Source organism: Neobacillus niacini, assembly GCF_036961885.1.
In the GTDB taxonomy this organism is placed as follows: domain Bacteria; phylum Bacillota; class Bacilli; order Bacillales; family Cytobacillaceae; genus Neobacillus; species Neobacillus niacini_H.
In genome coordinates, this window is record NZ_JBALNQ010000055.1 from 44,536 (window position 1) to 68,503 (window position 23,968).

General features: G+C 37.4%; 19 protein-coding genes, 2 pseudogenes and 2 riboswitches. Of the genes and pseudogenes, 14 read left to right on the top strand and 7 right to left on the bottom strand.

Annotation, left to right across the window (positions count from 1 at the left end):
- Positions 1 to 145: 145 nt before the first annotated feature.
- Positions 146 to 520, top strand: a complete 375-nt coding sequence (locus V7124_RS20600) for a DoxX family protein (RefSeq protein WP_335492954.1) — start codon at positions 146 to 148, stop codon at positions 518 to 520.
- 56 nt (positions 521 to 576) lie between these two features.
- On the opposite strand, the gene V7124_RS20605 is transcribed toward V7124_RS20600, so the two are convergent.
- The gene (locus V7124_RS20605) at positions 577 to 3,609 is read right to left on the bottom strand and encodes an efflux RND transporter permease subunit (protein WP_335492957.1); all 3,033 of its coding nucleotides are present in this window, start codon (positions 3,607 to 3,609) and stop codon (positions 577 to 579) included.
- 527 nt (positions 3,610 to 4,136) lie between these two features.
- Here V7124_RS20605 and V7124_RS20610 point away from each other — a divergent pair.
- Together V7124_RS20610 and V7124_RS20615 are read left to right on the top strand one after the other, a co-directional pair.
- Positions 4,137 to 6,209, top strand: coding sequence for an McrB family protein (locus V7124_RS20610; RefSeq protein ID WP_335492959.1), 2,073 nt, complete (start codon positions 4,137 to 4,139; stop codon positions 6,207 to 6,209).
- On the top strand, positions 6,193 to 7,971 hold the full coding sequence (locus V7124_RS20615) for a DUF2357 domain-containing protein (RefSeq protein WP_335492961.1): 1,779 nt from the start codon (positions 6,193 to 6,195) through the stop codon (positions 7,969 to 7,971). The genes V7124_RS20610 and V7124_RS20615 overlap by 17 nt, the downstream gene beginning before the upstream one ends.
- 51 nt (positions 7,972 to 8,022) lie before the next feature.
- Here the strand turns inward: V7124_RS20615 and V7124_RS20620 are convergent, their stop codons facing one another.
- Entirely contained in the window at positions 8,023 to 8,853 is an 831-nt protein-coding gene (locus V7124_RS20620; RefSeq protein WP_420490576.1) for an EcsC family protein, read from the bottom strand.
- Positions 8,854 to 9,004: 151 nt separating this feature from the next.
- Positions 9,005 to 9,502 carry an acyl-CoA thioesterase gene (locus tag V7124_RS20625; RefSeq protein WP_335492966.1) on the bottom strand — a complete coding sequence of 166 codons (498 nt, stop codon included), beginning with the start codon at positions 9,500 to 9,502 and terminating at the stop codon, positions 9,005 to 9,007.
- A gap of 161 nt (positions 9,503 to 9,663) precedes the next feature.
- Between V7124_RS20625 and V7124_RS20630 the strand changes: the two genes are divergently transcribed.
- The 6 genes from V7124_RS20630 to V7124_RS20655 all read left to right on the top strand — a co-directional run bounded on the left by V7124_RS20630 (position 9,664) and on the right by V7124_RS20655 (position 13,088).
- Positions 9,664 to 9,984, top strand: a complete 321-nt coding sequence (locus V7124_RS20630; RefSeq protein WP_335492968.1) for a hypothetical protein — start codon at positions 9,664 to 9,666, stop codon at positions 9,982 to 9,984.
- A gap of 264 nt (positions 9,985 to 10,248) precedes the next feature.
- Positions 10,249 to 11,205, top strand: a complete 957-nt coding sequence (locus V7124_RS20635; RefSeq protein ID WP_335492970.1) for an SGNH/GDSL hydrolase family protein — start codon at positions 10,249 to 10,251, stop codon at positions 11,203 to 11,205.
- Between the two features lie 196 nt (positions 11,206 to 11,401).
- Positions 11,402 to 11,707, top strand: a complete 306-nt coding sequence (locus V7124_RS20640) for an antibiotic biosynthesis monooxygenase family protein (RefSeq protein ID WP_335492972.1) — start codon at positions 11,402 to 11,404, stop codon at positions 11,705 to 11,707.
- A 154-nt stretch (positions 11,708 to 11,861) separates the two neighbouring features.
- Positions 11,862 to 12,305: a hypothetical protein gene (locus V7124_RS20645; RefSeq protein WP_335492974.1), complete on the top strand. Its 444-nt coding sequence runs from the start codon at positions 11,862 to 11,864 to the stop codon at positions 12,303 to 12,305.
- Between the two features lie 23 nt (positions 12,306 to 12,328).
- Complete coding sequence (locus tag V7124_RS20650; RefSeq protein ID WP_335492976.1) at positions 12,329 to 12,673, top strand: GNAT family N-acetyltransferase; 345 nt, start codon at positions 12,329 to 12,331, stop codon at positions 12,671 to 12,673.
- A gap of 163 nt (positions 12,674 to 12,836) precedes the next feature.
- A complete protein-coding gene (locus V7124_RS20655; RefSeq protein ID WP_335411534.1) occupies positions 12,837 to 13,088 on the top strand; it encodes a hypothetical protein in 252 nt (83 codons plus the stop codon).
- Between the two features lie 60 nt (positions 13,089 to 13,148).
- On the opposite strand, the gene V7124_RS20660 is transcribed toward V7124_RS20655, so the two are convergent.
- Genes V7124_RS20660 through V7124_RS20670 form a run of 3 tightly spaced genes read right to left on the bottom strand, consistent with a single transcriptional unit; the run spans position 13,149 to position 16,958 of the window.
- On the bottom strand, positions 13,149 to 13,607 hold the full coding sequence (locus V7124_RS20660; RefSeq protein ID WP_335492978.1) for a flavodoxin domain-containing protein: 459 nt from the start codon (positions 13,605 to 13,607) through the stop codon (positions 13,149 to 13,151).
- Entirely contained in the window at positions 13,597 to 14,637 is a 1,041-nt protein-coding gene (locus V7124_RS20665) for a ribonucleotide-diphosphate reductase subunit beta (protein WP_335492981.1), read from the bottom strand. The genes V7124_RS20660 and V7124_RS20665 overlap by 11 nt, the downstream gene beginning before the upstream one ends.
- A gap of 38 nt (positions 14,638 to 14,675) precedes the next feature.
- Entirely contained in the window at positions 14,676 to 16,958 is a 2,283-nt protein-coding gene (locus V7124_RS20670; protein ID WP_335492984.1) for a ribonucleoside-diphosphate reductase subunit alpha, read from the bottom strand.
- A 180-nt stretch (positions 16,959 to 17,138) separates the two neighbouring features.
- Positions 17,139 to 17,318: riboswitch (cobalamin riboswitch) on the bottom strand.
- A 160-nt stretch (positions 17,319 to 17,478) separates the two neighbouring features.
- Positions 17,479 to 17,658, top strand: a riboswitch (cobalamin riboswitch).
- 171 nt (positions 17,659 to 17,829) lie between these two features.
- Between V7124_RS20670 and metE the strand changes: the two genes are divergently transcribed.
- From metE to V7124_RS20685, 3 genes are all read left to right on the top strand, one after another.
- Complete coding sequence (metE, locus tag V7124_RS20675; protein WP_335492986.1) at positions 17,830 to 20,121, top strand: 5-methyltetrahydropteroyltriglutamate--homocysteine S-methyltransferase; 2,292 nt, start codon at positions 17,830 to 17,832, stop codon at positions 20,119 to 20,121.
- 449 nt (positions 20,122 to 20,570) lie between these two features.
- Complete coding sequence (locus V7124_RS20680; protein WP_335492989.1) at positions 20,571 to 21,452, top strand: PhzF family phenazine biosynthesis protein; 882 nt, start codon at positions 20,571 to 20,573, stop codon at positions 21,450 to 21,452.
- A gap of 352 nt (positions 21,453 to 21,804) precedes the next feature.
- A complete protein-coding gene (locus tag V7124_RS20685) occupies positions 21,805 to 22,506 on the top strand; it encodes a DUF421 domain-containing protein (RefSeq protein ID WP_335493031.1) in 702 nt (233 codons plus the stop codon).
- 103 nt (positions 22,507 to 22,609) lie between these two features.
- Here the strand turns inward: V7124_RS20685 and V7124_RS20690 are convergent.
- Positions 22,610 to 22,963: pseudogene (locus tag V7124_RS20690) on the bottom strand (GMC family oxidoreductase N-terminal domain-containing protein); the annotation flags it as partial.
- Between the two features lie 233 nt (positions 22,964 to 23,196).
- Between V7124_RS20690 and V7124_RS20695 the strand changes: the two are divergent.
- A pseudogene (locus V7124_RS20695) lies at positions 23,197 to 23,524 on the top strand (DUF2935 domain-containing protein); the annotation flags it as partial.
- A 34-nt stretch (positions 23,525 to 23,558) separates the two neighbouring features.
- Positions 23,559 to 23,897: a YmaF family protein gene (locus V7124_RS20700; protein ID WP_335492991.1), complete on the top strand. Its 339-nt coding sequence runs from the start codon at positions 23,559 to 23,561 to the stop codon at positions 23,895 to 23,897.
- Positions 23,898 to 23,968: the final 71 nt, after the last annotated feature.

The window sequence follows — 23,968 nt, forward strand, 5'->3', positions numbered from 1 at the left end:
TCTACAAAGAACCGTACAGCTTCTACAAAAAACCATACAGGTTCTACAAAACCCAAAAAACATTTAAAAGAGACGGAATATTCTTGAAATAAAATGTATATATGTATAGTGGAAGTAACAAACCTCATGAAAGGATGATGTCTGTATGGATTGGCTATGGCTGGTTGGTCGGGCAGTTTTTGGTCTTTATTTTGTTTATTCTGGTCTTAATCATTTCATCCAATTTCAAGGTTTAAAGCAGTATGCCTCTTATAAGGGGATCCCAGCACCTGGTTTTTCTGTAGTCGTTACTGGATTAATACTCCTTGCGGGAGGGTTAAGTATCCTAACGGCATATTGGGTTGAATGGGGTCTCTATTTATTAGTGGTATTCCTGGTGGTTACAGCTTTTATGATGCATAATTTCTGGAAGGTTGAGGATCAAAATGCAAAGGCAGGCGAGAAGAGTCAATTCCTAAAGAATCTGGCATTAGCCGCAGCAGCTTTAATGTTACTCTCCATTACAAACTGGACCTGGTAAATGAAAATATGTAAAAGGCAGATTGCTGTTTAAGCAACCTGCCTTTTTTTTGTAAACTACATTTGAACTGGCTGTTCTGTAGTTTCTGCCATTCTTTGTTTCTTTGATTTTTTAAAATACAATAATTCGTATACACATGGAATGACGATCAATGTTAAGAGTGTTGCGAGTGCCAGACCGCCAATAACGACGACTGCCAAGCTTTGCGAAACCAAGCTGCCAGTTTGCGATGCTTTAAACAAGAGTGGGATCATCGCACAGATCGTGGCGATTGCCGTCATCATAATCGGACGCATTCTGGTAGCCGTTGCCTCCACAAGTGCTTCGCGAATTGTCATTTTTTCTTCATTTTGTCTAACGCGGTCAATCAGAACAATTGCATTTGTTACGACAATTCCAATCAGCATAAGCGCTCCAAGCAGGGCAGTGATATCAACCGAGATCCGGCTAACTAAGATGCCTAAAATCGCGCCGATAGCTGCAAGTGGCAGGGAGGTTAAAATCGCGATTGGTGCTTTAATCGATTTAAACGTGATGACCATGATCAAGAACACAATTCCAATTGAAACCAGCATTGTTAAGAATAAATCGGTGAAATCCTCCATTTGCTGCGCACTTGCTCCTCCAACGAGAACTTCCACATCTTCAGGAATATCCATTCCTTTATTGTTCTTTTTGTCACCAAATATTTCCAGGTTCATCTTCGTCGAAATGTCAGAGAGTTTAGCTGGATCTACTGTTGCAGTGATCCGGAGGTACGTTTCACCATCCTTATGGAATTGGCTGGTCGAGCTTTCAGCCTTTTGTAATGAGGCTACCTCTGAAACCGGCACCATTCCACTTTCGGTCATAATCGGAATATTTTTCAAATCGTCTTTTGATTCTGTGTTAAGGAATGGTTCTAGAACAACCATTGTTTGTTTTTCATTTACCATGATGGTTCCAAGTGGTGTTTGATTTAACATGACACCAAGCTGTTGGGCAATCTGCTGGGTATTGCCTTTTGCAGGATCTACGACTAGAGAATAGACGGTTTTCTTTTCATCTTGATTCGTTGTTACTTTTTCAACACCGTCAATATCAGCTACGGTTTCTTTTAACGTGTTTGCTGTTTTTTCCAGTTGATTGATATCCTCACCAATCACATCGATAGTAATAGAGGTGCCAGCTCCACCCATCATAAACGAAGCAGTGGCAACTTCTAATACCGCATCATGATAGTCATCTTTTTTCTTTTCGATTTCTTTTAAAACCTTATCGGTATCTTTTTTATCTTTTAAAAGAATACTGATGTACGCTTCGGTTGGAGAACCGACTTGACCAAATTGTGCAGATTCAGCCGAGGAACCCACTTGATTAAAGACATATTCAACCTCATCTATTTCAGCGATCGAATTTTCAAGCTGTATTGCCTTTTCTTTGACCGTTTCAAAAGGCGTTTCATTTGGATATTTCAAGATGGCTGAAACATAATCGGCTGAAGAATTGTCAACGGCACCCTTAGGTACAACAAAATAAGCCCCGATCGATCCGGCAAATAAAAGGATAGAAATCGTAAATACAATCCATTTATGATTTAAAGACCATTTGACTGCTTTTGGAAAGCGTACCGCCGGTTTATGCTCCGGTAGTTTGGTATTTTTCAACAAACCAGCACTCATTAACGGTACCAAGGTTAATGCAACCAAAAGAGAAGCTAATAGGGAATAGGTAACCGTTAAAGCAAATGGTAAAAGGAATTCCCGAAGGCCACCGTTTAATAAACTCATTGGCAGGAAAACTGCAACTGTTGTTAACGTAGAGGCAGTAATCGCAACACCCACTTGTTTCGTTGCATCAATCACCATTTGAACGGAAAATTTCTCTGTTTGCATTTTGCGGTAAATATTCTCAATGACAACGATACTGTCATCCACAAGCCGTCCAACAGCAACGGCAACACCGCCGAGGGTTAAAATGTTTAACGTTACCCCGGAACGTGATAGTAAGAACAAGGTAAAACAGAGTGATAGCGGGATGGAAATAATGGTAATGAACGTTGTTCGGACATTACGTAAAAAGATCATAATGACAATTGTAGCAAATAAAGCACCAAGCAGGACTTCTTTCATCATCGTTTCAACAGATGTTTTAACCATATCAGCTGATGCGACATAAATCGTAGATTTTTGTGTATCGTATTTTTTGTTAATTTCCTTTGTGACTTTTTCAATTTCTTTACTAATGGTTACAGCATTTGAGTTGCTGTCCTTCGTAATACTGATGCTTAAAGCTTCGTTTCCGTCGAACCGATTAAGAAAATTCGATTGTGTTGTTTCCTCAACCGATGAGATATCCTCAAGTGTTACATTTGGTGCGACGGGCAAGTTCTTTAGTTTTTCTAGACTTGATAAGTCGCCAATCACCTTAATATTGCTTGTTTTTCCATCAATATTCTTTTCGCCGACGGCAAGAGCGGTGTTTTGACCTTGAATAATGCCGAGTACGGTCTGTAGGGATACCTGGTTTTCGGCTAACTTTTGATTATCAATTTTCACTGAAATAACAGGATCAACTAAACCATAGGTTTGAACTTGGGCAACTCCGTCGATGTCTTTGTATAACGGTTCAATTTTTTCTTTTACAAAATCAAGGTTTTCGGTTGTCAGGCCATCGGTAAAGGTTACAGCGATGTTGGAGATGGGAATCATCGAGGTATTAAGCTGTGAAATGATTGGCTTTGATATGTAACCTGGGAGAGCTACATTTGATAATGCCTCTTGAACATCTGCTTTTGCCTGTTTCATGTCGGAACCAGCTTCAAAAAATATATCTACTTTTGAAAAGCCGTCTCCTGTTGTGGAATAAATAGAATTTTTTCCTATAATTCCGGTAACAGCCCGTTCAACTGGAGAAGTGACATCACTTTCCATCGTTTTTGAATCGGTTCCCTGACCCATTGTAATAATCGTTACTTGCGGATTATCAGCGGAAGGCAGGAACTCCATCGGCAATCGAAAATAACTAACGACCCCAATGATTAATATTAATATCGTCATTAACGATACAGCGGCTTTATTACGGAAAGCCCATTTCGTGAACATTGACATAGGTACATCTCCTCTTTGAATTAGATATAAAAACCAAATTGAATCGTAACATATTTCTGAAAAAACAACCATTATTTACCATAAAATAGCGGAGGTTTTACAATTTCTTAATAAAAATCTGAAAATAAACACCGCCTTTTTACTCAAAATTATTAGTGCTTTTTGACTAGCACGGTAGCCTTGTTTCTGCTACCTAAATATCCCATATTTTTAATGTTTTGAGGAGACTGAATTTTCTCTACGTCTTAGGTCTTATAAATGGCTCTATCCATGAGATCATGCTGCCAATCTATCCATTTTGAAGTTATTTTTTGAATTACGACAAAAAGCAATGGTTTTTAGACAAATATCGACAAAAACCTTTATATATTTATAGTAAAATAGTAATTAAGATCTAGTTGTTTTATTGCCTAGGCATGCTACAAAGTGCCTGGGTATCATCGGAATAGGAACGTAAAAGGCACCATTTTTCAAAAGTAAGGTGCCTTTTTTACATATAAATTGAGTGAAATATGGAGGCTTGCAGCATGGATAAGGAAATATGGAAATGGATTCTGGAAACATTTACAGATGAAGGAATTGCCAATATGGCTTTTAATTTCGGGATAAAAATTCCGGGATTCCGTCAAATTAATCATCAACATAAGAAATTTAAAATCCTCAGACAAAGGATTATTCAAGAGGTTTTGCATCAAAAAAACATCCACAACCTGGTCCTTTTTTACGACACAATCGCAGAAGAAGAAACACGAGTTGATGAAATCAGGGGTAAAAGTTTTGAAGAATTATTCCATATGGCGGAAGAGGAAATACACCCATCCATGTTACTAGGAATATTAATGTCCAGTGAGGATGAGGAAGATCAATTGATTGCAGAGAAAATTTTTACAACCTTGAAAGAGGATGACAGACTTGATTTACTTGAAAAAACAGCCGATGAAAAAGGGAATAATCCTGAATCCGAAGAAATGGACGAAAAGGATACTTTAAAGCAGCTGAAAAAAGAGGTAAAGGATGCACAAAAAATCATCGAGCGGCAAGATAAAAGGCTTAAGAAATTTGAACAGAAAAACGAAGAATTAAAGGCGTTGGAAACACATATCCAAACCACATTAAAAAGTGAGCGTAAGCAATGGAAATTGGAAAAGAAGAATCTGGAAAAAATCATTCAAGGCCAAAAAGGGGACCAGACTTCGATAAATAATAAGATAGCAACCCTTATGACCGATAAGGAGAATTTGCAGAAAAGGCTTCAAAACCAAATGGAAGCAGTAAAAACCAAGAATTCAGAAATTGCAAGGCTGAATGCGCTAGTTCTCAAGCTGAATACAGATATGACAAAACTAAAAAATGAGAAAGAAAAGGAACCGGAACCAACCAAATTTCCAGAAACCAACGACCATAACACGTTTAAATTATTGCTGGAAGCAGAAGAACAAATAGCAGCTGGCTTATCTGTTCCGGCAGAAATAGTACCAATAGGGAATGAAAGCATTGAAGAACAATTGCTAGCTGATTTTGTCCAACGTACAACGGAACACGGTCTACTATATGCTGAAAAGGATCTTTATAATTTTCACACAGCGATGAAGTCTTCAAATCTAGTGATTTTGGCTGGGATGAGCGGAATTGGAAAGTCGAAACTGGTACAAGTCTATGGGGACTCACTTGGTCTAACTGATAAATACCAAATGACATACATTCCTGTAAGGCCGGCTTGGACAGATGATGCCGATGTCATCGGCTATCCAGATACACTGAACCATGTGTATCGTCCTGGTGATTCAGGGGTGATCAATGCGCTCCTTAGTGCAAAGGAAAACAAAAACAAGCTGCATATTATATGTTTTGATGAAATGAATTTGGCCAGAGTGGAACATTATTTTTCACAATTCCTATCTATTTTAGAGTTGGAAACAGGGCCAAATAAGGTATTGCGATTATACAATGAAGAATTAAAACCCAGCTTGAAAAATTCAGACATCTATCCACCTATCATTCCAATCGGGGATAATGTCATTTTTGTTGGAACCGTGAACGTAGATGAATCTACATTCCATTTCTCGGACAAGGTCCTTGACCGTGCCAACGTCCTTACGCCAACTGTGCAGCCATTTGAGAATCTAAAAAAATTGTCTCAAACAGTAGGTTCCAAAAAAATGACAAATGTAAAAATTAGCATGGAAGTGTTGGATAGCATTCGAACAAAGAACCAAGCTATTCAAATGAAGGACAGTGAGTTGGCATTGCTTTGGGAAATCCATACAGAACTGCAAAAGGTGAATAAAAACCTAGGAGCCGGTCCAAGAATTGTTCGCCAAATCGATATGTATTTGAAAAACCTGCCCAAAAACAGCCTTCTGACAAGAGAAGAAGCGTTTGATATCCAAATCGTTCAGCGCATCCTGACCAAAGTAAGAGGGCCAGAAGACCAACTGAAACCGTTTATTGGATCCTTTGATCGAAAGACAGAGAACATTGAGAACAGTAAATTAGGCGAAATTCTTGATCGATACGCTGAGGTTTCGGAGTTTTATGAAACAAGGAATGTCTTGATTCAAAAGGCGAAAGAGTTGAAGTTAAATGGCTATACCCTCTAATGGATTTGAAGTCATCTTTACACAGAAACTCGGGGAAATAGAAAAACAGATCAAAGTGGAGCGATATGTTACGGATGAAAAGGATTTTTATGAAAACAAGGAGGATCTGACTGCGGAAATTAAAGAGAATCTTGGGGTAACGATCTGCTTTCGCTCATCGCGGGCAGATGCCCAGTTCTTTATGGACGGTCTCGAAACCCTGCCAGAGCCGAGGCTGCTTGTTGACCCTGTTGAAGGTGAAGTATATTTATCACCAGCAGAAGAACCGATTACCTTGTTTGATCACAGTGAGAAATACTATCCACTTATTCCCGATTTATATCGTATTATGGTTGTCATAAATGGACAGCGCTATTATAGCTTGATAAAGGTACTGCCCAAGCAGCTGGAAGTGGCACAATGGGAAACGATGAAGCAAGAGGTAGAGAGGGAATTAAAGGGTCTTGCTAAGGACTTACTTTTGAAAAAAACAGGGCTGAATACCAGGATGGAAGGAATTTCACAAGGGCTCTTGGAACAGTTTTACGTGATTAACAACCATTTTTCAACCGTAATGGCGGCCATTAGTGATTTATATCGAAAGGCAAACGCGCAAATTACTAAAGAATATACATTTGTCTCAAAAGAGAAGTCGAGAATAATTGATGAGAAAACCATTAGACATGCTGCCAAGCATCCAGAGAATAATCATACGTTTAAGGCACCGATTAGTGCAGTGACGTATGACCTGCCTGAAAACCGCTTGGCAAAGAAAATCATAGAATCGATTTCAAAAACGCTGACCGATTTTATTGTTCGTGTAGATGATTTGGAAAAAAGTTGGGATAATCCGAGTGGTTTAGAAAAGGAAAAAACCTTAAAGGAGCTTGAAAAACTAAGCATGGTAGCCGGTAAAATGCGGGGAGCAATTCAATGGATCAAAACCGCTCCATGGTATAGCCGTGTCGGAGTCTACCAAACTACAAGTATTCCGCATGTGATGAACAGTGACCCTAGATACAGAGCTCTCTACCAGCTTTACCGAGAACTCAACAAGGAGCAGTTCCACTTACAAAACCATCAAACATACTCATATCAATGGAAACGATCAGACAAGCTTTATGAGATATGGGGTTATATTCAATTTATTAAGTGCTTGATGGGGGAAGAATTATCCTTTGTACCAGAAAGCGGCTGGATCTATAGCCAAGATGCCGAAATAAAAACTCCTGACCTGCCAGCAAACACAGAAATTGTGTTCAATAAGGACAATCTTAGGGTTCATTTAGTAAATGAAGCAAAGCTACCGACACAGAGCAAGCAGACTACTATGAAAAATCCTCTTTATACAAGGGGAACTCATACCTGTCCAGATGGCAGGCTTGATGTCTACAAGGATGAAATATTCATCGGAACCATTATTTTTGATTTTAAATACCGGCCAAGAAGTGCCATTTGGAATGAAAGCTTAATCCTTGTGAATAAGCAAAACGAAGTCATGAGGCAGCTGGTCAGCTATAGCGATCATATTCATTCTCCTTATCTATTTGGCGGAGGGGAGAATCCCATTATCAGCAGAATCAGCCCCGTCCAAGAGGTCTGGGCCATCTATCCTAACCGGTATGGTCAGGCTAGGAGCTATGATTATCCTGATTATAAGGTGGGCTTGATCGAGCTGACACCGGGGCAGGAGCAGGGGCATCTTGTTGAAAAAATAAAAGAATCGATTGAAAGACTCATTAAAACGAGTGAACCATTGATAGAGATGGTCGCTAAAAGTTAGAAAAAATGCCAGGCACCATCCAATTTTTTTGGGAGGTTCCTGGCTCTTTGTTTATTCCTGAACGGATTCCAGTTCCTTGAGTCGCTCAAGGATTCTTCGTTTTCGATATAACATTTTTCCTGCATCGGCTACATCACTCATCGATGAGCGATTAATCAATGCACCAAAAATGATGCCGGCAATCGGGACCATTTGAAAAAGTTTTTTCCACCCAAACGAATCCCTGTAGGTTGTTACCACTTCACGCCAGCCTTGAAGCTGTGAAACGATCTGATTGTTCTGATTGCCTTGATTGTAGGAAGCAAGGTCCTCTAAAATCGCCTTTTTCCCGACAATATCAGATGAGGTAAATTGCAGACATTTTACGATGAAAATTCTTTCTGATTTTTCCTCTGGGTCATACCCATAACATAAGGCAATTTCCTGTAAAACTTTAAGGGATAATCCTAAAAGAACAGGGATATCTACAGCCAGTGTGAAAATTCCGCCGATCCCTGTTGTGGCACCTTGAATGGCGGCCATTTTTGTTCTTGAGTTTCCTATTTCATTTGCAGCTTCGTCCATTTTACGTATTGGAACGATATCACGGAGGTGAGCACGAATTTCGTCAGGTTTCCATTCTGATCCTTCAGGAGTAAATTTTTTTAGAATAGTTTCCTCGTTTACTAAATATTGCCCACCTGTTTGAATATAATTTCCTAATTCATCAATCGCCATCCCGATTTTCTCTTGAATGAATTTTGGCGTTATTTTATCAAGCAGGAGGAAAGGCAATCGGCCAATTTTCTCCCAAAACCATAAATCCTTTTGCTCATTCTCCCAAGCTTCAATCTTCTTCAATTCTTCCTTTAAAAATTCAGTTGATTCTACATTTGTCAAAATTTCCACTCCGTTATCATCATTTGTGAACTTCCATGAAAGGTAATACGGATAAAAATTAAATAAGTTTCCTATTTGTATTACTCGATGGGATGAGTGGACCTGACTAGAGGGGACATTAACAAACAGAGAAACGTCCCCTAGGTCCCTTCTTTTATTTCTGGCCAAATGTATGTGCGAGATGCTTGCTTTGCTCTCTTCTGAGCTTCCGAGCAATAGCCCGTGTTTCTCCAGTATCAAACAAATAGTGTTCTTCCTCCGATTCTGGATAAACAGAGGGAACAGGAGTTGGACGTCCGTCTTCATCTAACGAAACAAAGGTTAAAAATGATGTTGCTGCGACACGGCTTTCCCCTGTAAATAAATTGTCTGCAGTCACTTTTACAAATACCTCCATTGAGGAAGTTCCGGTCCAAGTTACAAACGCTTCTAATGTAACTGCATCTTTAAGAGTGATGGGATGCAAAAAATCGACCGAATCAGTGCTCGCTGTTACTGTAGGTTTTCTACAGTGTTTGATTGCCGCTATGCCAGCAACTCTGTCAATCCGGCTCATTAAGGCGCCTCCAAAAAGAGTAAGATGAGGATTTGTATCATTCGGCAGAACACCGTCAGTTTGAATCGTTCTAGATTCACTGCAAGATTTTTTCATAGATTTTCGTTCCTTCTTTCATTGATTGTGTTTTTTCTATCATACCAGAAAATGAAACAATCTCATTGGAATAACCGATTAGTGGCATTTTTTGTGTGAATGATAATTATCACTGATACTGGGAATTCTAACCATTATAGTTTAGTGGGAGGCGATTATATTTGAAAACATTTGATTTGAAATCAGGAACAATCGTAATGGTTGGTGAGACTCAGATTGTTATTGAAAGATCTGGTGGTAAAAGTGCAATGAAAGGTTTGTTTGCAGGAAGGGCAATGGGTCAAATGACTATTAAAATGTCAGCTGTTACAGGTTTGATTTATTTTGCAGATTATATGGTTATATGTGCATCGGGACTGCCAACTCCAAATGATTTTAAGCTAACGAGTGTAGCTGAAATCAAACAGTATCCAAATTGTATTGTGGCAAAAGAGAAAGAACTAGAAGAACTTTATCAATACTTGAACGGATTTATCAAATAAGGAGCCTACGGTGACGGTTCTCTGGTAAACTCTACTTAAATGGACATTTCAATACATAATTATATTATGTAAACTTAGGTGAATTATTTTAACAAAGTATATTTTATATAAGTAATGAAGAAGTGCCACGGGCACTTTTTTGTTTTTTCTAAAATTTGTTGTCTATTAGAATGTGCGCCGCCATGGTAAAATGAATAAACTATAGAACTAAGATGTTTTGTTTATAGTTTAAAATTTTAGAATAATAATAGGTGTGATGGAATTATGCGTAGAATAAAGACAGCGATATTTATTATTACTGGTATCATATGTGTCGGTGTGGTTTTATATTTACTTCTGCCAGACCGTAATCAAGCTAGTCTAGAAAGTGTCGAGACGACTGCTTCTATTAAGAATGAACAAGTAGAACATAAAGAAGGCACTAGTGCAGAAAAAACAGCAGCTGAAGACGAGGCACAAAAAGAATTGGTTGAAAAGAATGATCATTCCATAACCGAAGAAATTAAGGCGAAGGTTCGGGAAGTCGTAGAAGGTGCATTAGATTTATTTAAAAAAGATCAACGAATTGTGTCTGTTGGTGACTCGCTAACCGAAGGGGTTGGAGATGAATCGGAGAATGGCGGCTACGTTGGCATCCTTAATAACACCTTTAAAGACCATAACCTAAATATTACGCTAGATAACTTCGGTAAAAAAGGCAATCGGTCTGATCAATTACTAAAACGGCTAGAAAAAGACGACATATCCTCTGCCATTAAAGAAGCTGATATAGTTCTCATTACGATTGGTGCGAACGATATTATGAAAGTATTAAAATCAAATTTTATGAACGTGACAATGGAACCCTTTCAGGAAGAACGGGTGGAATATATTAAGCGATTAACCGCTATTTTTGATAAAATTAATGACTTGAATCCAGATACCCAAATATATTTAATTGGCTTTTATAATCCGTTTGAACGGCACTTTGGCGAAATTAAAGAACTAAGTATGATCATTGATAGCTGGAACAACGCTGGGAAAGAACTTACAGAAGAATATGAGAATGCAAACTATATCCCAACAATAGACCTATTTAGTCAATCTACCATCGATTTATTGGCAGAGGATGAATTCCATCCAAACACAAGTGGTTATAAACTTATGGCCAAGCGTGTTCTAGAATATTTGAAAGAGTCAAATGGAGATACGGAGATCACAACAGTCGAAGTAGCATCCTAGATCACATAGGTTAAACGATTTTGATTTTGGAACAAGTGAAGTCATTAATATGAATTTTGTATTAAACGATTGTTACCTGTGAGAAAAAACATGAACAGGAGCGTTGATCCAACAAGGATTAACGCTTCTTTTTATTGAACTTTATTGAAGTAATTGGGGCAGTTGAGTTTACAAGCAAAATAAAATACTTTTAAAAATGGGGAGATTAGTTGATTATAGAACAGTTATGCTACAAGTTAAACCAGGTATGGAAGAGGAATATGAGGAAGCATTTAGAAAAGCATCAAAAATCATACCATCAATGAAAGGTTATATAACTCACGAATTACAACGATGTATAGAAGTTAAGGGAAAATATTTATTGTTGGTGAAGTGGGAAACATTAGAAGACCATACAATTGGATTTAGGCAATCGAAAGAGTATCAAGAATGGAAAAAACAACTACATCATTTCTATGACCCATTACCAACAGTAGAACACTTCAAAAATGTTCCACTTTAATACTTTATTCAACTTTAGGTGCGGTAGTCCAGGAAGGATTCACTAAGGGGGAGGTTAGTTTACCAAGAAGTTGTAACAAAACATTTGAAATATCTCCAAGCCACCCCTATCAATTCCTTTAAAATGGAAATATATGATTAAGAGGTGACTAAAAATGATTTCACATCAATTACTTACACACGAGACAATTATTGAACTATTGCCTCGCATTAATCCAGACCAAAATTTGCTTTTTTATAGTTATTTAACTCAACGAAAAGAAAAAGCTCTATTTATTTGCCAGTTCGTTGAAGCCAATCTTACTGCCATTTTAGCTTACTTTAGCGAACTTTCCTTCCCCGCCTTCTCCTTTTTCCGACTTGAAGAAAAGAACATCTTTTTTCAAGAACTAGTTGCATTCACAAGAGACACTCTAAAACTTGATCAAAAAGCTGTTTGTGGCACCATACTCAATAAACAGGATCTTGAACTTTTTAAATTTTACGGTCTCATCACAGGAAATCCAAAACAATTTTTCACAATGAAGCATCAGGATGAATCAAAACTTATTAGGTCACATATAACGGAAAAAGTCAGAATAATTGACTTTCTGCAGTAATTGATTTTATACATAATAGTGGGATGAGGTTCTTTACTAAGAGTGAGTTAGAGAATTGTCCTTTTCTGGGAGTTAAGGAAGGAGAGAATTTCATTTCTGTCGGCGGCTATCATTTTTATGACTCTAAGCTTGTAGAGCTTGGTAACATTGTAACCAGGTTAGATTGCAGAGGAAGGGGATTAGCTAAGCACCTGACAAGTGAATTAACATACCTAGGTAAAAAACTTTCCCCTGATGTCTATCTGGGTGTATTGGCAGATAACTTACCTGCTGTTCGGGTATACGAAGGTTTGGGGTATGGAATAGCAGCAGAGTTATCTATTGTCAATTTTACCTTGTCTAGTGCCCCTACTTGTTGTAATTCATAATGAACGCCGGGTGCAAGAGTTTAAGTACGAGGCTGTCATTTTGAGATTTTCTTGTTCCATCAATGGGTGAGGTATGTTAAAAAAGGATATGAAAATCATATGGGAAAATGAGGGAATTTGAAGTAAAATAATATTAAATCCTGTAGTAAAGGAAGTTGATTTTATGAAGGCATTACCCAGTTTTCTTCAATTTATTTTTCCGATTTTAGCAATCCTTTTTTTAACAACTGGCTTCTTTGGTTCCTACACAATCCAGTTCTCACTTGTTTTTTTATTAATTGGCTTTCTTTTTTCAATTTACTTAATAATTTCAAAGAAATTAATATTATGGGGTTTAATTAATTTATTTCTAACCATTTTTATTATTATTGGAGGAGTAATTATCTTCTTTAGTATGATTTCATCAGGTGTTTAAAGTTTAATGTTATGATTGAGTTAATAACATTAAACTTTTTTCACCTATAGCTTTCAATTTTTATTGATTTCTAATACTTGCACGCCTTAGTAGCGTTTCAACAAGCTTTCGACAACGCTGTAAATCCTGTTTTTGTGGGAGAAGCTCAACCTTTAAGGTCGCAGCTAAGCTCGTGTGAACGTAAAGCATATCGCGGAATTGATCAACTGCTCCACAAAACTTTGGATAAAAGCTATCTCCTGTTCCAAAAACTGCAGTAGTAATGTCTTTTGTATTTAGTAATTCAAATGCTTGATAGAGGTCCCACATTTCCTTTGGAATTTCGCCATTTCCCCAAGTGTAAGTTCCAATCATAACTACATCATATTTGCATAAATGAGACAATGGAAACTTTTCTATTCTAAAAATGGAAACGTGGGCTAATTCCTCTAGCAAGATTTGATAGAGTTCCTCTGCTAGTTCTTTCGTGTTTCCAGTTACGGAACTGTATAAAATGGCCACTTTCATTTTATAATTCATCAAATCCATTTGAACTTGAGACTTTCGAATAGGTCCTAGATTTTTGCTCAAAGAAATCAGACTTTGTCTCATTCATCATTTCATCACCAAATACCTGAATCCAAGGCATTGGATTGGTTCTTTCCTCATAAAGATTATTCAAGCCAAGCTGTCTTAAACGCTTGTTTGCCAAATATTCGACATACCCTCCAAACTCAACTAAATCAATCCCATTACTATCATTCAAAATATAATGAGCCCATTCTTTTTCCAGTGTGACAGCCTCGTGAATCGTTTGATACACATAGTTAATATTGTCATCTGTACGAAGTTCTGGATTCTCCGTTAACAAAATACGAATAAACTGGGCAATAAAATAAGCATGCTGCATTTCATCCCGTTGGATATAGCTGATCATCGTACTTGTTTTCAGCATTTTTTGCTGACGGGCTAAATTATAGAAAAAGGCAAAACCTGCATAAAAATAGATTCCTTCTAGGTTAATTGAATTAACACCAAGCTCAAATAAATGCTGAGGAGAGGGGTCATATCGAAACTTTTCATAAGCATCTAATATAAGTTGATTTCTTTTTCGAACAATCGGGTCATTCTTTGCCTGATTAAAGCGCATATTTTGTTCACTTAAAGGAACGAGGGAACTCAATATATAGGAATAGGATTCATTATGGACCGCTTCCTGCTGTGATATCACCGCAAAAATCGCTTTAAAGCTGGAATCAGTCACATAATCCATGACTTGACTCATTGTCGGTGTCTGCAGGCTATCGAGTGAAGCCAGTTGTGTATTAATGCGAAGGAAAACATCTTTTTCTCTAGGACTTAATGAATCCCATTGTTTAATATCATCCTGCATATTGATTTCCTGTGCTTTCCAAAAGTTTGATAAAAGCGTTTGATACAAATCATACATTTGCGGATAGGCAATATCGTTCCAATTTAAGATTCCTGAAAACTGCCCGTTTATAATTCCGGTTGATTTATTAGGATGCTCAGGAGCAAGTAGTTTTGTCTTTTTTAATGTTTGTACCATGATAAAACCCTCCTTAAAATAAATGCTGCCTTCAGCCATTAGCTATGACACGCTGCGCAATCTGCAATTTCGGCTTGAGAAGTACTGCGAACATAGTAGGTTGTCTTCAAACCATTTTTCCATGATTCCATATGGAGCTGAAGCAGGTCTTTCGCTTTAATGTCGTGTCTGACATAGAGATTAAAACTAATAGCCTGGTCGATATGCCTTTGCCTAGCCGCATTCTGTTTAATACTCCACACTTGATCCAACTCATGTCTTGCCCGGCGGTAATAGTTGTACGTGACATGATTCAAATCAGGTGCCGTTACTTTGAATTTAAAGTTTTTCTTCTCCTCTGCGTATTCAACCGCATACAAAGGATCAATTCCATCTGTCGACCCGCCAATCTTTGCCGTGGATGAGTTAGGAGCAATCGCCATCATCCAGCCATTTCGGACCCCATACTTTGCAACATCCTCTATTAATTGGTTCCATCGGTTTGTTTTATATCCCTTGCGCTCAAAATACCTGCCGGTTTGCCACTCTGAACCTTCAAACTTCATATAGCTGCCTTTTTCCTTAGCTAATTCCATCGACGATTTAATCGTAAGATAAGCTATATCTTCATATAGTCTATCTGCAAATGAAACAGCTTGGTCCGATTCCCAGAAAATCCCCTCTAAAGCAAGCAGATGGTGCCAGCCAAAAGTACCTAATCCTACTGGCCGATAGTTCTTATTTGTTACTTCGGCTTGTCCAACGGAAATGGTATTCAAATCAATCACATTGTCTAGCATTCTCAATTGAATCGGGATCAATCGTTCTAGAACATTTCCTCTTACCGCTTTTGGCAGATTAATCGATGATAAATTACAGACAACAAATTCACCTGGTTTACGGACAATGACAATGTTTCCATCTTCATCTTGATATTCTTTCACAATCGTCGTCGCTGACATATTTTGAGTAATTTCTGTACACAAATTACTGCCATAAATGGACGTGTGTCCTTTTCCTCTAATGTGTTTATTAGGATTTTGGCGATTTACTTCATCTCGATAAAACATATAAGGTGTCCCTGTTTCCAATTGAGAAATCATAATCCTTGCCAAGATATCCATTGCCCGGTAGGTTTTACGAGGGAGAAGAGGATGTTTGACCGCTTCTTCATACTTTACAGAAAAAAACTTTTCCTCGTCTTCATCATAAAAATCTTCCAGACCAAGAGATAATCCATGTTCATCCTTCCAGCCCATGATTTGTTTTACTTGATGAGGACAAAAGGTATGCCACTCTCCAACACTTCTACCGTTTTCATCTACTTCTTGTAATTTTTTCATAAACAAGTCAGGTATTGAAACTCCCGTAAAAATATCATGAGCCTTCCGTCTTTCGTCTCCGTTATTGGTTTTTAAATCTAGAAAGCCATCCATAATATCCTTATGAAATACATCCAAATAAACGGCTACAGCCCCTTGTCTTTGGCCTAATTGGTCTACACTCACAGCCGTATCATTAATAAGACGAATCCAAGGTACAACACCCGATGAATTGCCTTTGAATTTCTTAATATCTGAACCTAAGGCACGTACTTTTCCTAGATAAATACCAATCCCGCCACCGTCTTTACTCAATCTGGCAATATCCCAATTATTCAAATATATACCATCCAAAGAATCTTCAACGGTATCAATAAAACACGAAGAGAGCTGCCCGAAGCTTTTTCCGGCATTTGACAAAGTCGGTGTGGCAACCGTCATATACAAGTTGCTTAGTGCCCAGTATGCTTCTTTTACAAAGCACAATCTGGTAGCCTTAGGTTCATTTCTCATTAATGTCATAGCAATGATGAGAAACCGTTCTTGAGGCAGCTCGTAAAGATTCCCTTCAAAATCTTTAGCCAAATAACGATCGGCTAATAAAAATAACCCTATATAATTAAACAAATGGTCCCGTTCAGAATCAATTTCCGCTCCTAATCTATCAATCTCATCTTTTGTGTAACTTTGTAATAAATCCTGAGAATAGATTCCAATGCTAGTCAATTCCGTAATAAGAGTGTAAAAATCTCCGTATTTTTTTTCAGGCTCATACCCTCTGCTATTTGAAGCATTCTGATAAAGTTTATGTAAATATAGATTTGCTGCCAGAAAGGTCCAGTCAGGGTCAGCCATTGAAATTTGATTTAATGCATAAAAAAGGGATTGTTCATATGCTGATAACTCTTCTAGGTTATCTATCTTTTCTAATAATTCTTTTGTATCCAAGCTATATTTTTCCGAAGCGGCTTTGATTGTTGCTAAAACGGAATCCATTTCTGTGTGGTGTTTAATACCCATCATTCATTCTCCTCTAAATGTAGTAAATTAACTTACAAAACTTCGAGAGTGGAATAATTTTTAAAAACAAAAAACCCATCATCACAGATGGGTTGATAACGTAGAATAATCTAATAAACAGTACACTTTTACTGTAATAGTAGGATACCCTCGTTATTTCTTCCCAACTCCCGAAGAAGAACATACTCGATAAAAATGGCAGGTCTCCTGACTTGTGCTTCTCCCTACTCTAATCCCTTCCCGTCCGAAAGACAGTGGATATCCTTTATTTCGTCAGCACATACAGTTGCGGGTACAGTTCTGGATTTTCACCAGATTCCCTATTAAGTCTATTAAGACACCATCATTATTGGTTGTTATCTATATTTAGTGTTTTTAAATAAATTCAAATACTAAATATGGTATACCACAAAATATAATATACAATATTCATTTTGACAACCCCCCTTTATGAGCAATAATATTTTTTTCAGAAAATTATGTACTCCGGATTCTTAATATGCTATAGTAGTTGGAAATTACATATCGTGTAAGAGTTGGTGCCAAGCTACGGCTTGGCTTAATAGGGAAGACGGTGCAATTCCGTCGCTGTCCCGCAACTGTAAATCGGAGCAAATCACAAAATACCACTGTCATGGACGGGAAGGGGTGAGGAGCATTGATGATAAGCCAGGAGACCTGCCAATCTCTAGTACACACCAGATACCTACGTGGAAATAGGTGGTGACAATCATTTGTACGACAGACGAGTTATGAATTAGGAATGCTTTTGTATTCTCGATTACTATTAACTTGACTGTAAAGCCATTTCCTTATGTGGAAGTGGCTTTTTGTATTTGGAAATATGTAAATGTAAAAGGAGGAGTCATAAATGAATTTAGTTAGTACAGCAATCGGTTATCCATACATTGGTGATAATCGGGAGTGGAAACGTTGTGTAGAAGCCTTTTGGAAGGGTGAAAAATCAGAGGATCCATTTATTTTAGAGATGAAAACGAATCGCTTGAATCAACTTAAGCGACAGCAATCATTAGGCTTAGACTTACTAACGGTAGGTGATTTTACTTTTTATGACCGCATGCTTGACCTTTCGGCAATGTTTGGTCTAGTTCCAGCTCGTTATAAATGGTCAGGGAAAAAAGTAGACTTAAAAACGTATTACACTATGGCACGAGGGGCAAACGATGTTGTGGCCTGTGAGATGACAAAATGGTTTAACACAAACTATCACTACATCGTACCGGAGTATGAGGGACAAACACTACAATTAACTCATAACTACATTTTAGATTATTTTACAGAAGCGAAAGAAGATTTAGGTATTATTACTAAGCCTACCATTATTGGTCCATATACTTTTGTTCAATTATCTAAAGGATATGATGCCATATCGAAAGCATCGTTTATTTTAAAACTTTTACCGCTTTATGTAAAAGTATTCCAGCAGCTTGTCGATGCAGGGGCACAGTGGATTCAAGTGGAAGAACCAGCATTAGTCCTGTCACTTGCCAAAGAAGATGTAAAACTAGTACAACAAATATATAAACAAATAGCGGAAGAAGTACCTGCAGCTCAAATCATGTTACAAACCTATTTTGACGGATTGTCGGCATATGAGGAGTTATCACAATTACCTGTTGCAGGGATTGGTCTTGATTTTATCCATGGTATAGAAGAGAATATGTCCTCACTTCGTAAATTCGGTTTCCCAAAAGATAAAGTATTAGGGATTGGTATCGTTAATGGACGTGATGTTTGGCGGGCTCATTTGGCAGAAAAAGCTATGAATACAAAAGCGATTATTTCTTTAAGCGGGGTAAAAGAAGCCTGGATTCAGTCGTCGTGTAGTTTACAGCACGTACCTGTAACCACGAAATCTGAAACGAAGCTAGAGGCCACGTTATTAAATGCTTTGTCTTTTGCCGATGAGAAAATTATCGAGTTAACCCATATAACATCCTATCTTTCTATCTATAAATGGACAGGAAATAGTAGTGTGTCACAAAGTATGCTGGCGATTCAAGCATTAGCACAACATCAGGCGAGGAATAATCCCCGTGTGAAAGAGTTTGTATCACGAATGAAGCCAGAGGATTTCAAACGCCAAATGGCTTATAAAGAACGTCAATCCTTGCAGCGAGAGGCATTGCAATTACCGGATTATCCAACAACCACGATTGGCAGCTTCCCTCAATCCGAGAAAGTAAAACGAACACGGTCAGCATGGCGCAAAAAAGAAATTACGGACACTTCCTATGCTGAATTTGTAAAAAATGAAACAGCCCGCTGGATTCAAATTCAAGAAGAGATTGGCCTTGATGTGTTCGTCCATGGTGAATTTGAGCGGACGGATATGGTCGAGTACTTTGGCGAAAAACTGAAAGGTTTTGCCTTCACAGAAAAAGCATGGGTTGTATCATACGGTTCACGCTGTGTAAAACCGCCAATTATCTATGGTGATGTCGAGTGGACATCGCCAATGACAGTGAAGGAAGTAGAAGAGGCACAGCAATTAACGTCAAAATATGTTAAAGGGATGTTGACAGGTCCTGTTACCATTTTAAATTGGTCTTTTGTTCGTGATGATCTTTCTCGTGAACAAGTAGCCAACCAAATTGCCTTAGCACTTAGGGAGGAGATTCAGGCACTAGAAGATGCAGGGATTGCGATTATTCAAGTGGATGAACCAGCATTACGGGAAGGGTTGCCACTACGGAAAGAAAACTGGAATGATTATTTAGCATGGGCCGTTAATGCATTCAAACTAGCCACTTCCAGTGTGAAGAATGAAACACAAATTCATACACACATGTGCTATTGCGAGTTTAATGACTTTATTGATCCAATCAGTGCTCTTGACGCAGATGTAATTTCAATTGAAACGTCTAGAAGTCATGGGGAATTGATTCACTCATTAAAACATCATCCATATGGATTAGGTATTGGATTGGGTGTGTATGATATTCATAGTCCACGGGTACCAAGTGTTGAAGAGATTGAAAAAATAGTAAACGACTGCTTAGAAATTATTCCAAAGGACCAATTCTGGGTGAATCCGGACTGTGGTTTAAAAACACGTCATGAAGATGAAACCATTGCATCTCTAAAAAACATGGTGGCAGCTACACGGAAACTTCGCCAACAGAAAGAGCAAATGGTTTAAATCCAAAACTATCATTTAATATTGCTTCAACTTTGTCGAAGTATGACCCGTTCCAAACAAGAAGCATGAAAAGGCAACGCCCACAGGGAGGTGACCCCCAAAGATTAGATTTCACTCTAACTTTCGGGGGTGCAGTACACAGGGGGAGTTGCCTTCCTTTGGATATATAGTAAATAAGTTTTTCGGATTGAACAATGTTTTTTGCTTAAAAAATGCGGATTATATTTAAACTATTAATAAAATGTTGTATATAACCTACTCTTTAAGATTGATGCTTTTTGAATGAAAGCGACCATTTAAGAATGCTATATTAATAATCATCCATTTTTAAAAACGGGTGCGTTTATTAAATAAGAGAAATGTACAATTGTTCCACTAAAGTTATCAGGTTAAATTGAAATAAATGGTATGTTATATATAATATTATAAACATAAATAGGGAGAGAACTATGGGGAAAATTAATTATTCAATTGTTGATGTTTTTTCACAAGGTAAATATACGGGAAATCAACTTGCTGTTTTCAAAAATGCAGGAAACATTTCTGATAATGAGATGCAACAAATAGCTAAGGAAATTAATTTCTCAGAGACCACTTTTATCTTATCTGACAAAGAAAAAGCTGGCGGTTACGACGTTCGTATCTTTACACCTAACGAAGAAGTTCCTTTTGCTGGGCATCCAACTTTAGGGACTGCATATATTATTCGAAATGAAATATTAAACGAACCATCTGATAAGCTTAAATTAAATTTTAAAGGTGGACAGATTCTGGTCTCATTTGATAATCAAGAAGAAATACTATGGATGAAACAATACAAACCTACTTTTGGTCGGATTTTCGATACAAATAAGGTTTTCGAGGTTTTAAATATAGATAAAGAATACATAGATGATAGATTTCCTATCCAAGAGGTTTCAACTGGACTTTCGGTGATTATTGTACCTTTAAAATCGTTAGAGGCTGTAAAGAAAGTAAACATAAATAGAGAAAAATATTTTAAGTTAATTGAACATACGGATGCAAAAGCTATTCTGGTTTTTTGTCCAGAAGTATATAATTCGGAAAATGATTTAAATGTTCGAGACTTTGCAGAGTACTATGGTATTCCCGAAGATGCAGCTACTGGTAGTTCTAATGGATGTTTAGCATCTTACTTGGTTAAATATCGATATTTTGGAAAAAGTGAAATAAATATTAGTGTAGAACAAGGATATGAAATTAAAAGACCATCCTTATTGTTTTTAAAAGCAAGTGAAGATACCGGGGAAATCACCGTATTTGTTGGAGGAAAAGTAGAAAAAATTGCTCAGGGTGAATGGTTTCTATAATAAATAATATCCTTATTCAGCCAGCAATTGCGATTCTTCAATAAGGAAGGAACGTTTTTCTAATTCAAGTACCTAGCAGTTTAGCATTCCTGTAGATCATTAAATATCAGGTTTTAAAAAAAAGAGCCCCTCAGTAAGATTATGAGTATAACCACTTGCATTAATTATGAATTATTGCATATTCTTATTAGGCTAACGGGGCAGGATAATAACAAGAAACTAAGTGAAAATGATGAAAAAGGTCTTAGCTAGTAATCAGCTTTTGTATAAGTTATTAATTCATATTTGTTTCGTCAAGACAGAATAGTTCAGTAGTAACAATGTATTATTAGGGGGAGATGCAAATTTGGAAATGTTATATCGTCCATTTATTGTTTTTACAGCAGGATATTTGTTGTTAAGAGTAACAGGAAAAAAGGCTGTATCCCAAATGCATTCTTTCGATTTATTGTATATATTTGTCTTAACCAATATTATCAGTACGCCCGTAGAGGATAGTAAAATGGGAAAAGCATTAACTTATGCTGTTATAATTGTAATTTTTTATAAAATTTTAATTCGTTTATCCTTACATAATAAATTAAGATGGATTCTATATGAAAGACCTACAGTGTTAATTCGCAATGGGGATATTGACCGAAAAGGGCTTAAAAAAGTGCGGATGCCTATGAATGAATTATTGTCACATTTAAGGGTTAAAGGATTTACAGATACGCAAAATATTGCCATGGCAACTATGGAGGAAACGGGGAGTATTAGCGTTATCCCCAAGTCAGAATATCGTCCAGTTCAGCCCAATGATTTAAATTTAAGGATACAGAAAGAATATGTTCCAATTCCACTGATAATGGATGGTCAAATCATTTACCATAATTTAAAATATCTACAATTAGAGCAAAGCTGGCTCATGAATGAGGTGGGAAAAACAGGTAATAATGTTGAAAATATTTTGTTAGCCACCTATTCAGAAAATGGAAAGTTATTTATAGACGATAATGAGCTACAAAATCATAAAAATGATCCTTATTACTACGAGCCAGGAAAAGATAATTAAAAACTTTAATCATTAAATCCTAAAGAAAGAGCATTTCATAGAATCGAAAGGCTCTTTCTTCTTACAATACTCAATGAGGTTCTACGTGGACATGTACATCATAGACATTCTCCCATTCCTTTAAGACTGCTGGAGTAGGTCTAACATACTGTTCACCATAAATGGAAGACCCCCCGCCAGATAGGCGTCCAGTTGTCCATTCAATGGTCCTGTCATCAACCCCTTCTTGAGGTATGCCTTCTCCTTGCCAAAAATATTGTGGGGAAAAATGTTCCTCCAGTTCAAGAGCAAATCTAGAATCCCTAATTGGTTGATCTTTATCATCGTTTTCTCCTGCCTCTAGGACCAGAACTGAGGTTTTTTTATCTTCAGAAAGTGTCTTAGCGATAACTGCACCACCTGGTCCAGTCCCAATAACAATATAGTCAAAGGTATTTTTAATGTCGCTATAATCCATTTAACATTCCCCATTTCTCAATTTGTTTATCATATGAAAGAACGAGTGTGGAGAAGTAGGGTAAAGACATAGGAAATACAAATCTATGCTGTCTGATTACAGTGAGACATATTTTTATTTTTATTAAATATGATTGGTAGTAAGGTTGGAGTAAAGGAGGGGAAACTATGTAAAATCAGCCTCAATTGCCTGGTCATATTAGCCTGGATCAGTTTAATCAGATGCTAGTCCCACCTCACTCCCGTTTTATTGCATCGTTGCTTGACCAGTCAGAGCGAAATTTAGTTAATGCGGCTTTAAAATTTGGGGACGACTTTGAAACACTGTTGAACCAAGCTAGAGATGTGGAGTCAATACTATACCAAACAACCTACCTACCCAATTATCGGAAAAATGAATAAAGATAGTGAGAGTGCAGCTCAAGAAATTCGTGCCTTTAAGCAGACTGGACTGGAACTCATTAAATCTTGTCAAGTTCGGACCGTGATCAATCCATTATTAGCTGATCACGTTTTAGAAGAAAGATTAAATACAAAAAAGATGAATGAGCAGCGTTTATAATAACAAACTGCTAAATTATGTAAGGAGAGAGGTTATGGCTAAAATAGGCAAAGATGATTTTGTTAGCGGATTTGTACCACACCATAATCATGGTTCAGTTGATTATACATCGGTGGAGGCGGGGCATGTTCATCAGTGTTTAGATGTTACTTCTCCTCCGATTCCAACTCAGGATGGTAGCCATATTCACTATACTGAGGGATATGTTGTCTATGAAAACGGGCATAACCATCATTATAAGGCTTATTCAGGACCAGCTATTCCAGTAGGAAATGGAATGCATGTTCATTATTATGATTTTTATACAACGGTAGATGATGGACACAGGCATCATGTAAAGGGTGTTGACCGGCCTGCTCCAGGTAATAAATAAATGGATCAAAACATTATTATGCAAATCAACCGTGTTGTTTTTTTATTTTTCCTTTAAAATTGTTAAGATGG